The 13155-nt window shown below is 72.1% G+C and carries 12 protein-coding genes; 10 read left to right on the plus strand and 2 right to left on the minus strand.

Going from position 1 to position 13155, the window contains the following annotated elements; all coding sequences use genetic code 11:
• Window positions 1-115 precede the first annotated feature (115 nt).
• A complete protein-coding gene (locus AB0469_RS25525; protein WP_366453758.1) occupies window positions 116-1579 on the plus strand; it encodes an aminopeptidase P family protein in 1464 nt (487 codons plus the stop codon).
• A gap of 58 nt (window positions 1580-1637) precedes the next feature.
• Here the strand turns inward: AB0469_RS25525 and AB0469_RS25530 are convergent, their stop codons facing one another.
• Window positions 1638-2117 carry an ATP-binding protein gene (locus tag AB0469_RS25530; protein WP_366453760.1) on the minus strand — a complete coding sequence of 160 codons (480 nt, stop codon included), beginning with the start codon at window positions 2115-2117 and terminating at the stop codon, window positions 1638-1640.
• A 326-nt stretch (window positions 2118-2443) separates the two neighbouring features.
• On the opposite strand from AB0469_RS25530, the gene AB0469_RS25535 reads away from it, so the two are divergent.
• The 9 genes from AB0469_RS25535 to AB0469_RS25575 all read left to right on the plus strand — a co-directional run bounded on the left by AB0469_RS25535 (window position 2444) and on the right by AB0469_RS25575 (window position 12317).
• Window positions 2444-3259, plus strand: coding sequence for a hypothetical protein (locus tag AB0469_RS25535; protein ID WP_366453761.1), 816 nt, complete (start codon window positions 2444-2446; stop codon window positions 3257-3259).
• 113 nt (window positions 3260-3372) lie between these two features.
• Entirely contained in the window at window positions 3373-4089 is a 717-nt protein-coding gene (locus tag AB0469_RS25540; RefSeq protein ID WP_366453762.1) for a YcnI family protein, read from the plus strand.
• Window positions 4090-4198: 109 nt separating this feature from the next.
• The gene (locus tag AB0469_RS25545; protein WP_366453763.1) at window positions 4199-4852 is read left to right on the plus strand and encodes an SCO family protein; all 654 of its coding nucleotides are present in this window, start codon (window positions 4199-4201) and stop codon (window positions 4850-4852) included.
• Window positions 4849-5385: a copper chaperone PCu(A)C gene (locus AB0469_RS25550; RefSeq protein ID WP_366453764.1), complete on the plus strand. Its 537-nt coding sequence runs from the start codon at window positions 4849-4851 to the stop codon at window positions 5383-5385. The genes AB0469_RS25545 and AB0469_RS25550 overlap by 4 nt, the downstream gene beginning before the upstream one ends.
• Before the next feature lie 22 nt (window positions 5386-5407).
• Window positions 5408-7423: a copper resistance protein CopC gene (locus tag AB0469_RS25555; protein WP_366453765.1), complete on the plus strand. Its 2016-nt coding sequence runs from the start codon at window positions 5408-5410 to the stop codon at window positions 7421-7423.
• A 5-nt stretch (window positions 7424-7428) separates the two neighbouring features.
• Window positions 7429-8715, plus strand: a complete 1287-nt coding sequence (efeB, locus tag AB0469_RS25560) for an iron uptake transporter deferrochelatase/peroxidase subunit (protein ID WP_366453766.1) — start codon at window positions 7429-7431, stop codon at window positions 8713-8715.
• Window positions 8716-8757: 42 nt separating this feature from the next.
• Window positions 8758-9693, plus strand: a complete 936-nt coding sequence (gene pheA / locus AB0469_RS25565; RefSeq protein ID WP_366453767.1) for a prephenate dehydratase — start codon at window positions 8758-8760, stop codon at window positions 9691-9693.
• 537 nt (window positions 9694-10230) lie between these two features.
• Window positions 10231-11508 carry a serine--tRNA ligase gene (gene serS, locus AB0469_RS25570; protein WP_366453768.1) on the plus strand — a complete coding sequence of 426 codons (1278 nt, stop codon included), beginning with the start codon at window positions 10231-10233 and terminating at the stop codon, window positions 11506-11508.
• Window positions 11505-12317 carry an HAD family hydrolase gene (locus AB0469_RS25575; RefSeq protein WP_366453769.1) on the plus strand — a complete coding sequence of 271 codons (813 nt, stop codon included), beginning with the start codon at window positions 11505-11507 and terminating at the stop codon, window positions 12315-12317. Before serS ends, AB0469_RS25575 begins: the two co-directional genes overlap by 4 nt.
• A gap of 160 nt (window positions 12318-12477) precedes the next feature.
• Here AB0469_RS25575 and AB0469_RS25580 read toward each other — a convergent pair whose 3' ends face one another.
• Window positions 12478-13131, minus strand: a complete 654-nt coding sequence (locus AB0469_RS25580; protein WP_366453770.1) for a rhomboid-like protein — start codon at window positions 13129-13131, stop codon at window positions 12478-12480.
• Between the last annotated feature and the right edge of the window lie 24 nt (window positions 13132-13155).

Here is a 13155-nt window from a genome sequence, read left to right on the forward strand (position 1 = left end):
AGGCGCCCGTTTTGACTGGTATGTCACAGGACTGGCCGGGCGCCGCCTCCTCACACATACGATGAACGGGGTTCGCACCCGGACCCGTGCGTGTCGTAGCGGCTGAGGAGATGACGTGGCTGACGAGCTCACCCCGGAGACCCCGGAAGAAGAGCAGCCCCAGAAGAAGCACAAGCAGCGCAAGAACGGGCTGTACCCGGGCGTCAGCGAGGAACTCGCGGAGAGCATGCGCACCGGCTGGGCCGACACCGAGCTGCACGGGCTCGAGCCCATCGCCCAGGCCGGCCACACCGCCGACCGCCGCGCCGCGCTGTCCGCCCGCTTCCCCGGCGAGCGCCTGGTGATCCCCGCGGGCCGGCTGAAGACCCGCTCGAACGACACCGAGTACCCCTTCCGCGCCTCCACCGAGTACGCGTACCTCACCGGCGACCAGACCGAGAACGGCGTCCTGGTCCTGGAGCCCACGGAGACCGGCCACGAGGCCACGGTCTACCTGCTGCCCCGCTCGGACCGCGAGAACGGCGAGTTCTGGCTGTCGGGCCAGGGCGAGCTCTGGGTCGGCCGCCGCCACTCCCTCACCGAGGCCGAGCAGCTCCTGGGCATCCCGGCCAAGGACGTCCGCGAGCTGCCCGAGGCCCTGACCGAGGCCACCGGCCCGGTCCGCGCCGTCCGCGGCCACGACTCCGTCATCGAGTCCGCCCTCACCGACAAGGTGACCAAGGAGCGGGACGAGGAGCTGCGCGTCTACCTCTCCGAGGCCCGCGCCGTGAAGGACGCCTTCGAGATCGGCGAGCTGCAGAAGGCCGTGGACTCCACCGTCCGCGGCTTCGAGGACGTCGTGAAGGTCCTCGACAAGGCGGAGGCCACCTCCGAGCGCTACATCGAGGGCACCTTCTTCCTGCGCGCCCGCGTCGAGGGCAACGACGTCGGCTACGGCACCATCGCCGCCGCCGGCGCCCACGCCTGCACCCTGCACTGGGTGCGCAACGACGGCGCGGTCCGCTCCGGCGACCTGCTGCTGCTCGACGCCGGCGTGGAGACCCACTCCCTCTACACCGCCGACGTCACGCGCACGCTGCCGATCAACGGCACGTACACCGACATCCAGCGCAAGGTCTACGACGCGGTCTACGCGGCGCAGGAAGCCGGCATCGCCGCCGTCAAGCCGGGCGCGAAGTACCGCGACTTCCACGACGCCGCCCAGCACGTGCTGGCCGAGAAGCTCGTGGAGTGGGGCCTGCTGGAGGGCCCGGTCGAGCGCGTCCTGGAGCTCGGGCTGCAGCGCCGCTGGACCCTGCACGGCACCGGCCACATGCTCGGCATGGACGTCCACGACTGCGCCGCCGCGCGCACCGAGGCGTACGTCGACGGCACCCTGGAGCCGGGCATGTGCCTGACCGTCGAGCCCGGCCTGTACTTCCAGGCCGACGACCTGACCGTGCCCGAGGAGTACCGGGGCATCGGCGTCCGGATCGAGGACGACATCCTCGTCACCGAGGACGGCAACCGGAACCTGTCGGCCGGGCTGCCGCGCACCTCGGTCGAGGTCGAGGCCTGGATGGCGCGCCTCAAGGGCTGACGCCGCCGCCGTACCGTCGGGGCGGGGACCGGATCCGGTCCCCGCCCCGACGGCGTTCCTAGGACACCCTCAGCAGCGCGTCGTCACGCCACTTCAGCATCCGCTCGAAGCTCACCACCGCGCCCCGGCCCGGGCGGTTGCGCAGGCGGACGTGGTCGGCGAGCTCCGCGATCAGGTGCAGGCCCCGGCCGTGCTCGGCCAGGGAGGGTCTGCGGCGGGCCACCGTCGAGGGCGGGAACCCCGGCCCCGAGTCGGCGACCTCGATGCGGCAGCGGTCCCCGTCGAGGTAGGCGGTGACGTGGTACGCCTCGGTGCCGTCCAGGACGTCGTCGGCGGGGACGCCGACCGGGCCCCCGGCCGGACCGCCGCGGCCGCCGTGCTCCACCGCGTTGGCACACGCCTCGCTCAGCGCGACCGACAGCTCGTAGGAGATGTCCGGGTCCACCCCCGCGGTCTCCATCGTCCCCAGCAGCAGTCGCCGGGCCAGCGGCACGCTCGCGGCTTCGCGCCGCAAGTGGAGAGACCACCAGATGCTCATACGGGTACCTATTGCCGCCTCCGGTGGCGCGTAAGCCCCCGGCGGCCGGCACAGCCCTCATTCGGCCGACGCGGCATGTGCGTCCGGCGTGTATCAGGCGCGTAGGCGCACGGGCCGGCCGCGCCGGGACGGTACGGCCGGAGCCCTGGTCAGCGGCCCGTCAGCCGGCGGCAGGCGCCCGGCCGGGGCGCCGTCAGGGTCCGGTCCGGGCGCTGACCGCGCGCTGACCGCGCACCGACGGGATACCCGTCGCACACCGGAACCATAGGGTCCCTCCAGCACCTGCCGTAGGCAGCGCCCGGGCCCAGTGCGATGATGGCCCGGCCATGTCTGCCACCCACACGACGCGCGCCGGAGCGGGGCTCCGGACCACACGGGCCGCGGTGTTCACCGCGGTCTGCGTCGTGCTGTCCGCGGCCGGCCACGCCGTGGCCTCCTGCGCGACCGTGCCGTGGTGGGCACTGGCCCTGGCCTTCGCAGCCGTCTTCGCGATCGCGGCACCCCTCGCGGGACGCCGCCGTTCGCGGCCCGGCATCGCCGCCGGACTGGCCGTGGGCCAGCTCGGGCTGCACACGCTGTTCGGCCTCGGCCAGCACGGCGCCGCCCTCGCACAGGCCCCGGCCGCGGGCTCCGACACCTCGCTGGCGGCGCTCGCCGCCCAGCTGGTCTGCGGGGGCAACTCCGTACCGCTGAGCCCGGCCGACGCCCGCCGGATCCTGGAGGCCGCCGGGCTGGACCCGGCCGCCCTGGCCGCGCAGGCGTCCGCGTCGGGGCACATGGGCCACATGCACCTGGCCGAAGCCCCCACCGGAGCCCCGGGGATCGGGCTCTTCAGCCCGGCCATGCTGCTCGGCCACCTGCTGGCCGCGCTCGCGGCCGGCTGGCTGCTGGGCCGGGGCGACGCCGCGCTGTTCCGGCTCGTCGAACTGTCCCGGCTCTCGGGCGAAGCCGACCCGATACGTCCGCTGCGCGCCGCGCTGGCCTTCGTACGGGTTCTCGCGGCCGGGCTCCTCGGCGCTCCCGCGCGCGGCCCCCGGGCCCGCCGGACCGCCTCCGCGCCCGCCGTGACGACCGGCCGGGACGCACTCCTGCACACCGTGATCCGGCGTGGGCCGCCGGCTGCGCTCGTCCTCGCAGCCTGACGCGGCACCTCCACTCCTCGGGACACCCGGCGGGAGCACCGGTGCCGTGACCTCCGCGCGCGCCCGTACGTGCGGACCCACCGTTCACCCCTGCTCTGTGGAGTGTTTCTGCCATGAAGACCTCTCGCGTCTCCTTCGCCGCCGCCCTCGCCGCCGGCGCCGTCCTCGCCCTGTCCGGTACCGCCTTCGCGCACGTGAGCGTGCAGCCCGGCGAGGCCCCCAAGGGCGGCTACGCGACGATCAACTTCAAGGTCCCGAACGAGCGCGACAACGCCTCGACCACCCAGATCGAGGTCAACTTCCCGGTCGACCAGCCGCTGACCTCCGTCATGCCGCAGGACATCCCGGGCTGGACCTCCTCCGTCGAGAAGACCAAGCTCGACAAGCCGCTGAACGTGCACGGCAAGCAGGTGAACGAGGTCGTCACCAAGGTCACCTGGACCGGCGGCAAGATCGAGCCCGGCAAGTTCCAGCAGTTCCCGGTGTCCGTCGGCAAGCTCCCCGACACCGCCGACAAGATGGTCTTCAAGGCCATCCAGACCTACGACAACAACGAGGTCGTCCGCTGGATCGAGGAGTCCAAGGAAGGCGCCCCCGAGCCGCAGACCCCCGCCCCGGTGCTGAAGCTGACCGCCGCCAAGCCCGCGGACGGCCACGACGACGCCAAGCCGGCCGACGCCAAGGGCGCCGGCAAGGACGAGGCGGAGCACGACGAGGCCGCCCCCAAGAGCGGCTCCGACACCACCGCACGCGCCCTCGGCATCGCCGGCATCGTCATCGGCCTCGGCGGGGTGGCCTTCGGCATCGCCTCGCGCCGCCGCTCCGCCTGATCCAGCGGGCCCGCGGGCCTGTCGTCACGGGCCCGTCGGGCCCGTCCGCAGGCCGTTCCCGGCCCGTCAAGAACATCCGTAGCACCCCCGATCCCAGGGACATCTCCATATGCGCACCACACGTGTGACGGTCGCCGCCCTCGCGGCGGCGGCCGCACTCACCCTCACCGCCTGCGGCGGCGGACCGGCCAAGAACAACGGCTCGGTCACGCAGATCACCGGCGAGAAGAAGGCCGGAGCCGCGACCGTCCTCGACCGCCCCTTCGACAAGCCGGACCTCGTCCTCACGGACACCACCGGCAAGCCGTGGAACCTGCGCGAGCAGACCAAGGGCCGGCCGACGCTCATCTACTTCGGCTACACCAACTGCCCCGACGTGTGCCCGCTGACGATGAGCAACATCGCCGTCGCCAAGAAGGCGCTCCCCCAGGCGGACCGGGACAAGCTCCAGGTCGTCTTCGTCACCACGGACCCCGAACGGGACACCCCGGAGTCCCTCGGCGCCTGGCTCAGGGCCCAGGACCCGGCGTTCACCGGGCTCACCGGCGACTTCAGCACCATCCAGGCCGCCGCCCGCTCCCTCGGCATCGGTATCGAGGCCCCGAAGAAGGAGGCCGACGGCAGCGTCGTCTCCATGCACGGGGCCCAGGTCATCGCGTTCTCGCCCAAGACCGACGAGGGCTACGTCCTCTACGGCGAGGGCACGACCGTCGACGACTACACCAAGGACCTGCCGAAGATCATCAAGGGAGAGAACCCGTGAACGCCCGCACCACCCGCACCCTCGCCGTCGCCCTCTCCCTGACGGCCGCGCTCGCCATATCCGGCTGCTCCTCCTCGTCCTCCACGGATTCCTCCTCGGGCTCCGGCTCCTCGTCGAACGCGAGCGCCGGCACGCAGGCCGGGGAGTCGGCCAAGCCGAAGATGACCGTCAGCGGGGGCTACATGCCCGAACCGGTCAACGACAAGATGGCCGGCGCTTTCATGGTCATCAAGAACGACTCGAAGACCGCCGACAAGCTGGTCGGAGTCACCAGCCCGCTCTCGGACGATCTCCAGGTCCACGAGACCAAGGACCAGAAGATGCAGCAGGTCCAGTCCATGGACGTGCCCGCCGACGGAGAGCTGAAGCTGGAGCGCGGCGGCAACCACATCATGTTCATGGGCCTCAAGAACAAGCCGAACGTCGGCGACAAGGTCACCGTCGAGCTGCGTTTCGAGAAGGCCGATCCGGTCAAGGTCGAGCTGGACGTCAAGGAACGGACGTACAACGCCCAGAACTCCACCGCCCACTGACGGACCGAGGAACTGACACGCCATGACGGCCACCGCCTCCGCTCCCCCTCCCTTCCGCGTCCGCGCCACGGCTTCGCTGCCGCGGCTGGCGCTGGTTCTCGCAGCCCTGCTGGCAACCCTGTTCACCGCGGCCGCCCCGGCCACGGCGCACGCCGCACTCACCGCGAGCGACCCCAAGGACGGGGCGGTGGTCGCCACGGCGCCCGCCCAGGTGACCCTCTCCTTCTCGGAGGAGGTCGCCATGGGTGACGACTCGATCCGCGTCATGGACCCGCAGGGCAAGCGCGTCGACACCGGCGAGCTGCGGAACATGTGCAGCGGATCGGTCATCCGCTACGGCACCGCCCTGCACTCGGGGCTGCCCGACGGCACCTACACCGTCGCCTGGCAGGCCGTGTCGGCCGACAGCCACCCGGTCTCCGGCGCCTTCACCTTCTCCGTCGGCGCCCCCTCGGCCACCTCCGTGTCCCTGTCCGCCCAGAAGGTGGGCGGCGGCCCCGTCGGCATTGCGTACGGCATCGCCCGCTACGCCGCCTACGCCGGGTTCACCGTCCTCGTCGGCGCATCCGCCTTCATCCTGCTGTGCTGGCGCCGGGGGTCCGCCGAGCGCCCGCTGCAGAAGCTGGTGGTGCGCGGCTGGGTCACCCTCACCGCCGCCACCCTGGCGATGCTGGTGCTCCGCACCCCGTACACCGGGTCGGGCACGTTCGCGGACGCCTTCGACCTCGACGGCCTCAAGGCCGTTCTGGAGACCAAGACCGGCGCCTCCTTCGTGTCCCGGCTGCTGCTGCTCGGCGCGGCCGCGCTGTTCATCGCCGTCCTCTTCGGTGCCTACGCGCGCCGCCAGAAGAACGCCGGCGCGCAGACCCCCGAGGAGGCCAAGGACACCGGAGACCTGGCGTTCGGGCTCGGTATCGGCGGCACGGTCGTGGCTGCGGGCATCGCCGCCACCTGGGCACTCGCCGAGCACGCCTCCACCGGTATCCAGACCGGCATCGCGATGCCGGCCGACATCCTGCACCTGCTGGCCGTGGCCACCTGGCTCGGCGGTCTCGCCGCCCTGCTCGTCGCCCTCCGCACGGCGGCGGACATCGAGCGGTCCGCCGTCCAGCGCTTCTCCCGGGTCGCCTTCACCAGCGTCCTGGTCCTCACCGCCACCGGCGTCTACCAGTCCTGGCGGCAGCTCGGCAGCTGGTCGGCGCTGACCGGCACCAGCTACGGACGGCTGCTGCTGATCAAGGTCGCCCTGGTGGCCGTCCTGGTCGCCGTCGCCTCCTTCTCCCGCAAGTGGACCGCGAAGCTCGCCGACACCGTGGTGGAGGAGCGGGCCGCCGAGCCGGCCGTGGTGGGGGCGGGGAACGATGTTTCACGTGAAACGTCGACCGGGAGCACCCCGGCCGAGCGGGCCGAGGGCACCGGGCCGGCCGAGCCCGCCAAGGCCGCCGAGCCCACTGAGCCCGTCGACCCGAAGCGTGCCGCACAGCTCGCACGGCAGGCGGCGGCCCGCGAGAAGGCCCTGGAGAACCAGGTGCGCGACGCCGACCCCGGCCGCTCGGGCCTGCGCCGCTCCGTGCTCGCCGAGGCCGCGGTGGCCGTGGTCCTGCTGGCCGTCACCACCGTCCTGACCGGCACCGAGCCGGGCCGCGCATTGGAGCAGGAAGCCGGACGGGGCTCCGCCGCCACCGCCGTGCCCGACCGCGCGATCAAGATCACCCTGCCGTACGACACCGGCGGCCAGAACGGCAAGGGCAGCGTCCGGGTCGAGCTCGACCCGGGCCGGGTCGGCGCCAACACCCTCCACCTGTGGGCCGACGGCGCCGACGGGAAGCCGGCCGACCTGCCCGAGATCAAGATCTCCTTCACCCTCCCGGCCCAGGAGATCGGCCCGCTGCCGGTGACCCCGGACCGCGCCGCTCCCGGACACTGGACGGCGTCCGGGGTCCAGCTGCCGCTCGCGGGCGAATGGCGCATCGACGTGACCGTCCGCACCTCCGACATCGACCAGACGACCGTCCAGAAGAACGTGAAGATCGGCTGAACAGCGTGACCGACAGCACCACCGCGAGCAACCCCGACATCGAGATCTCCCGGCGCCGACTGCTGGGCACGGTCGGCGCCGCAGGCGCCGTCGGGCTCGCGCTCGGCGCCACCGGGGGCGCCCTCGTGCACTCGGCGGCCACCGACGCCCCGGCCGCCGCCCCCGGCGCGGCCGGGTCCCTGGCCTCCCTCGGCGCCACCGCGGTCGCCTTCGAAGGGGACCGCCAGGCGGGCATCACCACCCCGCTCCAGGCCAAGGGCCACGTCCTCGCCTTCGACCTGGCGCCGGGCGCCGGGCGCACGGAGGCGGCCGCGCTGATGCGCCGCTGGTCCGGGACGGCCCGGCGGCTGATGGCGGGGGAGACCGCCCCGACGGGGGACAGCGGCATCGCCCTCGACGCGGGCCCGTCCTCCCTCACCGTCACCTTCGGGTTCGGCCACTCCTTCTTCGACCGCACGGGCCTCGCCGCCCGCCGCCCGACCGCCCTCGACCCGCTGCCCGACTTCTCCTCGGACCGGCTCGACGCCCAGCGCAGCAACGGCGACCTGTGGGTGCAGATCGGCTCGAACGACGGCCTCGTCGCCTTCCACGCCCTGCGCGCCCTCCAGAAGGACGCCGGCGAGGCCGCCCGGGTGCGCTGGCAGATGAACGGCTTCAACCGCTCCCCCGGGGCCACCGCCTCCCCGATGACCGCCCGGAACCTCATGGGCCAGGTCGACGGCACCGGAAACCCGAAGCCCGCGGACCCCGACTTCGAGAAGCGGATCTTCGTGCCCGCCGCCGGGCCCGGCCCCGCCGAGCACGCCTGGATGGGCGGGGGCTCGTACGCGGTCGTCCGCCGGATCCGGATGCTGCTGGACGACTGGGACAAGCAGTCCCAGGCCCAGCAGGAGCAGGTCATCGGCCGCACCAAGGCCAACGGCGCGCCACTGACCGGCGGCGGCGAGACCACCCCGCTGGCCCTGGACAAGCTCGGCCCCGACGGCAAGCCGGTCATCCCGTCCAACGCGCACGCGCGGATCTCCGCCCCGGCGCAGAACGGCGGCGCCGCCATGCTGCGGCGGCCGTTCTCCTTCCACGACGGGATCGCCCCCGACGGCACCCCGGACGCCGGCCTGCTGTTCATCTGCTGGCAGGCCGATCCGCTGCGCGGCTTCGTCCCGGTCCAGCGCAAGCTCGACCGGGGCGACGCACTGTCGGAGTTCATCCGGCACGAGTCGAGCGGGCTGTACGCCGTACCGCCCGGCCCGCGGGCCGGGGAGTACGTCGGGCAGCGGCTGCTCGAAGGGTGAACAGCACCACGGCGGCGGCCCGCCCGGCATTAGGCTGACCGCATGTCGGCCACGCGCTTCACCTATCTCGGTCCCGAGGGCACGTTCACCGAAGCGGCCCTCCGCACCCTGCCGGAAGCCGCCACCCGGGAGCTCGTCCCGATGGTGTCGGTCCCGGCCGCCCTGGACGCCGTGCGGGCCGGCGAGGCCGCGGCCGCGCTGGTGCCGATCGAGAACTCCGTGGAGGGCGGGGTCACCGCCACCCTCGACGAGCTGGCCTCGGGCGAGCCGCTGATGATCTACCGCGAGGTGCTGCTGCCCATCGCGTTCGCGCTGCTGGTGCGGCCCGGGACCAAGCTGTCGGACATCAAGACCGTCACCGGGCACCCGGTCGCCCAGCCGCAGGTGCGCAACTGGCTGCGGACGCACCTGCCCGACGCCGTGTGGGAGTCGGCCGCCTCCAACGCCGACGGGGCGCGGCTGGTCCAGGAGGGCCGGTTCGACGCGGCCTTCGCGGGTGAGTTCGCGGCGGCCACGTACGGGCTGGAGGCGCTGGTCACCGAGATCCACGACGCGCAGAACGCGGAGACCCGGTTCGTACTCGTCGGGCGGCCCGCCCGGCCGGCCGCCCCCACGGGCGCCGACAAGACCTCCGTCGTGCTGTGGCTCGGCGACGACCACCCCGGCGCCCTGCTGGAGCTCCTCCAGGAGTTCGCCGTCCGCGGGGTGAACCTGATGCTGATCCAGTCCCGGCCGACGGGTGAGGGGATCGGCAACTACTGCTTCGCCGTGGACGCCGAGGGGCACATCTCCGACCGCCGGGTGAGCGAGGCCCTGATGGGGCTGCGGCGGACCTGTCCCCAGGTCCGGTTCCTGGGCTCCTACCCGCGCGCGGGGGTCGCTCTGAGTGAGGTGCGCGCCACGCGGCCGGGGACCTCGGACGGCGATTTCACGGAGGCCTCCGACTGGCTGGCCCGCTGCCTCGACGGCCGGGCGTAGAGAGTCCCCCGTTCCGTCCACTTGTCCACAGAGTTATCCACAGGGCGAGAAGGGAACCTGGGGACAAGTCGACAGGGCGGCACGACAAGGTCGACAAATCGGTCGGGCGACTCAGGTTTCGCGCTGGGAAGCGACAGGTGAACGACGTCACCCCTGTATCGCCGATCAACTCTTTGGAGCGAGTCATTCCCACCCGAATGAGTGTGTGAGGGTGGTTTGGACCCCAGACCGCCCGGCCCCCTCATGGATCCCTATTGATCTAATTCCGTGTCCACAGATGCGGCGCACAGCCTGTGGATAAAGGGGGCGGGGAGGGAATTCCTGTGGACAAGGCGAAGCCCACGACGCTGCGCAGACCCGGCCCGCCGCTCCCCACGGTGCCCCTTTTCAGCGAATCAGGCCGGTTTTATCGGCACCCCCGAGGGGCGTCATCCGGCCATCGGGGCAAGGGATTTGCTTTCGGCCCAATCGGGACATAATGACACGCAGCGTGATATCGGTGTGATCCTCGGAAGCCCAGACCGGTAGCCTGGAGGGGTGATTGACCTTCGGCTGCTCCGTGAAGACCCTGACCGTGTGCGCGCCTCGCAGCGAGCCCGCGGAGAGGACGTCGACCTCGTCGACGCACTGCTCTCCGCCGACGAGCGCCGCAGGTCTTCCGGCATGCGCTTCGACGAACTGCGCAATGAGCAGAAGTCCCTCGGCAAGCTCATCCCCAAGGCCACTCCCGAGGAGCGGGCCGAGCTGCTGGCCAGGGCCGAGCGGCTCAAGGCCGACGTCAAGGCGGCGGAGGCCGAGCAGAACGAGGCGGACGAGGCTGCCAAGCAGCTCCTGCTCAAGCTCGGCAACATCGTCCACGAGGACGTCCCCGTCGGCGGCGAGGAGGACTTCGCCGTCCTCGAGACGCACGGCACGATCCGCGACTTCGCCGCCGAGGGCTTCGAGCCCAAGGACCACCTGGAGCTCGGCGAGGCGCTGGGCGCCATCGACGTCGAGCGCGGCGCCAAGGTGTCCGGCTCGCGCTTCTACTACCTGACGGGCGTCGGCGCCCTGCTGGAGCTCGCCCTCGTCAACGCGGCGATCGCCCAGGCCACCGAGGCCGGTTTCATCCCGATGCTCACCCCGGCCCTGGTCCGCCCGCGCGCCATGGAGGGCACCGGCTTCCTCGGCCAGGCCGCGGAGAACGTGTACCACCTGGAGAAGGACGACTACTACCTGGTCGGCACCTCCGAGGTCCCGCTCGCCGCGTACCACATGGACGAGATCATCGAGGCCGACAAGCTGCCCCTGCGGTACGCCGGCTTCTCGCCGTGCTTCCGCCGCGAGGCCGGTACGTACGGCAAGGACACCCGCGGCATCTTCCGCGTCCACCAGTTCGACAAGGTCGAGATGTTCTCGTACGTCGCGCCGGAGGACGCCGAGGCCGAGCACAAGCGTCTCCTGGAGTGGGAGAAGCAGTGGCTGACCAGCCTGGAGCTGCCGTTCCAGGTCATCGACGTCGCCACGGGCGACCTGGGCGCCTCGGCCTCCCGCAAGTTCGACTGCGAGGCCTGGATCCCGACCCAGGGCAAGTACCGCGAGCTGACCTCCGCCTCGAACTGTGACGGCTTCCAGGCCCGCCGCCTGCAGATCCGCTACCGCGAGGACAAGAAGACCGCTCCGCTGTCCACGCTGAACGGCACCCTCTGCGCCGTCCCGCGCACCATCGTGGCCATCCTGGAGAACCACCAGCAGGCCGACGGCTCCGTGCGGGTCCCCCCGGTGCTCCGCCCGTACCTGGGCGGCCGTGAGGTCCTGGAGCCGATCGCCAAGTGAGCCCGGCCCCGTTCCCGTACAAGCTCGTCGCGACGGACCTCGACGGCACGCTCCTGCGTGACGACGACACCGTCTCGGAGCGCACCCGTGAGGCGCTCGCCGCGGCCACCGCGGCGGGCGCGGCGCACATCATCGTCACCGGCCGGGCCGTGCCCTGGACCCGGAGCGTGCTGGACGACCTCGGCTACAAGGGGATCGCCGTCTGCGGTCAGGGCGCCCAGGTCTACGACGCGGGGGCGCACCGGCTGCTGACCTCGGTGACGCTCGACCGGCAGCTGGCCGGTCTGGCGCTGTCGAAGATAGAGGCCGAGGTGGGCCCGCTGGCGCTGGCCGCCAGCCGGGACGGGGTGGACGGCGAGGTCCTGTTCGGCCCCGGCTACCAGGTGCAGGAGGGCCTCCCGGCGCTCTACCTGGAGGACACCACGGCCGTCTGGAGCGCGCCCCTCAACAAGCTGTACATCCAGCACCCGGGGATGGGCGACGACGAGCTGGTGAAGGTGGCCCGGGAGACCGTCGGCAGCCTGGTCGACATCGTGTTGGCCGGGCCGGGGATAGTGGAGATCCTGCCGCTGGGGCTGAGCAAGGCCACGGGGCTCTCGCTCGCCGCCCGGCGGCTGAAGGTGAAGGCCGCCGAGACGATCGCCTTCGGCGACATGCCCAACGACATCCCCATGTTCGGCTGGGCCGCGCACGGTGTCGCGATGGCCAACGCCCACGCCGACCTGAAGGCCGTGGCCGACGAGGTGACCACGTCGAACCGGGAGGACGGCATCGCGGTGGTCCTGGAGCGCCTGCTGGGCGCCGCCTGAGCGTTCCGCCGCGCAGAGGGTCCGGAACAGCCCGCGCCGTGAGGCGCGCTCGAAGTGGCTGTCCCGGACCTTTTGTTGCTCCCCGCAGTTCCCACTGTGCCGGGGCCGCACCCCCCTTACCAGCGAATTTCCGCGCACTCGTCCGGTCGGGACGACCGGCTCATGTTTCACGTGAAACACGGTCCCCCTGGGGCTCCGGGTGGAGGGTCAGCGGCCAGGCCAGCAGTCCGACGGCCAGGGAGATGGCGTGGCCGAGGTCGGTGAAGGTGCCGCCGGTGACGAGCGGAATCCCGAAGAAGGCCACGACCCCGGCCAGGTACAGCCATCTCCAGGGGTCCGGGAGCCGGTAGGTCAGGACGCCGGCGGAGGCCGCGAGCCCGTAGCTGACGCCGATGTCCACGACATGGGTCATGCTGTGCGGCGCACGGTTGTCCTGGATGGCCATCAGGAGGACCTTCTGGCTGGCGAGGGTGGCGACGACATGGGCGGTCGCGACGATCACCAGCCAGCGCAAGGTGCCGAGCCAGCGTTCCACGGTGGCGTGGAAGACCTCGAACAGCAGGGCGTAGAGGGGGAGCGAGGCCGGGTTCTCGATCCAGAAGGCGCTGCTGAGGAGGGCCCGGAAGGGGTACTTGACCAGCTGGTGGATGTTGCTGCTGTTGCGGTGGAGCAGCACGTGATCGAGCCGGTCCGGGGCGATCGCCACGACGACGCTGGTCAGGGCCACGATCAGCAGCCATATGTGCGTGCCGGGCGAGGAACGTATCCAGGCCCGCAGGGGCCTGGACGGCTCGGGTCCGGTGTGCTCGATCATGCCCCGATGATGCCCCGTACGGCC

Source organism: Streptomyces sp. NPDC093801 (assembly GCF_040701585.1).
Classification (GTDB): Bacteria; Actinomycetota; Actinomycetes; order Streptomycetales; family Streptomycetaceae; genus Streptomyces.

Bases quoted from the DNA above. Each gene is read 5' to 3' on its own strand.
- pheA (WP_366453767.1), top strand. From the start codon at position 8,758: ATGTCGGCCACGCGCTTCACCTATCTCGGTCCCGAGGGCACGTTCACC.
- AB0469_RS25540 (WP_366453762.1), top strand. From the start codon at position 3,373: ATGAAGACCTCTCGCGTCTCCTTCGCCGCCGCCCTCGCCGCCGGCGCC.
- AB0469_RS25545 (WP_366453763.1), top strand. From the start codon at position 4,199: ATGCGCACCACACGTGTGACGGTCGCCGCCCTCGCGGCGGCGGCCGCA.
- AB0469_RS25530 (WP_366453760.1), bottom strand. From the start codon at position 2,117: ATGAGCATCTGGTGGTCTCTCCACTTGCGGCGCGAAGCCGCGAGCGTG.
- AB0469_RS25555 (WP_366453765.1), top strand. From the start codon at position 5,408: ATGACGGCCACCGCCTCCGCTCCCCCTCCCTTCCGCGTCCGCGCCACG.
- AB0469_RS25535 (WP_366453761.1), top strand. From the start codon at position 2,444: ATGTCTGCCACCCACACGACGCGCGCCGGAGCGGGGCTCCGGACCACA.
- AB0469_RS25580 (WP_366453770.1), bottom strand. From the start codon at position 13,131: ATGATCGAGCACACCGGACCCGAGCCGTCCAGGCCCCTGCGGGCCTGG.